Source organism: Burkholderia sp. Se-20378, from assembly GCF_017104665.1.
Lineage (GTDB): Bacteria > Pseudomonadota > Gammaproteobacteria > Burkholderiales > Burkholderiaceae > Burkholderia > Burkholderia lata.
Map to the genome: position 1 here is coordinate 1 of NZ_JAAGPG010001077.1, position 1,077 is coordinate 1,077.

The 1,077-nt window shown below is 71.7% G+C and carries 2 protein-coding genes; one reads left to right on the top strand and one right to left on the bottom strand.

Annotated features, from left to right (window positions below):
• Positions 1–487: O-acetyl-ADP-ribose deacetylase (locus G3N93_RS40245; RefSeq protein WP_206135551.1), on the top strand; the 487-nt coding region annotated here is incomplete at its 5' end.
• Between the two features lie 34 nt (positions 488–521).
• Here G3N93_RS40245 and trmL read toward each other — a convergent pair.
• Entirely contained in the window at positions 522–992 is a 471-nt protein-coding gene (gene trmL, locus G3N93_RS40250) for a tRNA (uridine(34)/cytosine(34)/5-carboxymethylaminomethyluridine(34)-2'-O)-methyltransferase TrmL (RefSeq protein WP_011353282.1), read from the bottom strand.
• Positions 993–1,077: the final 85 nt, after the last annotated feature.

The window sequence follows — 1,077 nt, forward strand, 5'->3', positions numbered from 1 at the left end:
TGTCGACATCACGACGCTCGATGTCGACGCGATCGTCAACGCCGCGAACGGCTCGCTGCTCGGCGGGGGCGGCGTCGACGGCGCGATCCACCGGGCGGCCGGCCCGGGCCTGCTTGTCGAATGCCGTACGCTCGGCGGCTGCGAGACGGGCGACGCCAAGCTCACGCGCGGCCACGGGCTGCCGGCGCGCTACGTGATCCATGCGGTCGGGCCGGTGTGGCACGGCGGCGGGAGCGGCGAGGCCGACCTGCTGGCGTCGTGCTACCGGCGCGCGATCGAGCTGGCCGAGGAGGTCGCGGCGACGTCGATCGCGTTCCCGGCGATCAGTTGCGGCATCTATCGCTATCCGGCTGAAGAGGCCGTCGAGATTGCGGTGGGCACTGTTGCCGAAATGCTGCCGCAGGCGCCGAACCTCGCACGCGTGGTGTTCGCGTGCTTTTCTCCCGACATCTACGACCTCTATCGCGCGCGGCTCGCGCGGACGTGACGCGTCACGCGGCGCGGGATGCGCCGCGCAAGCGTCATGCGCCGCCTTCGAAGCCGGCCTGGCGCCACGCCTCGAACACGACCACCGCGACCGTGTTCGACAGGTTCAGGCTGCGGTTGTCCGGCCGCATCGGCAGGCGCACGCGCTGTTCGTTCGGGAAGCGCTCGAGCAGCTCGGCGGGCAGGCCGCGCGTTTCCGAGCCGAACACGAACCAGTCGCCGGGCAGGAACGCATGATCGTGGAAGCGGCCCGAGCCGCGCGTCGTGAACGCGAACATTCGCGCGGGGTCGGGCGTTTCCGCCGCGACGAACGCGTCCCAGTCGCGGTGCACGCGCATCTGCGCATACTCGTGATAGTCGAGGCCCGCGCGGCGCATCCGCGCGTCGTCGAGCGGGAAGCCGAGCGGCTCGATCAGGTGCAGGCGGGCGCCCGTGTTGGCGCACAGGCGGATCACGTTGCCGGTGTTCGGCGGAATTTCGGGGGCGACGAGGACGACGTTGAACATGTTTCGGTCTGGCTGGGCCGGCCGGGGCGGCGCAACGCGCGCGTTCCCGGCCGGCCGGTTCGTGGCGGCCGCCGCCGTGTTCGGG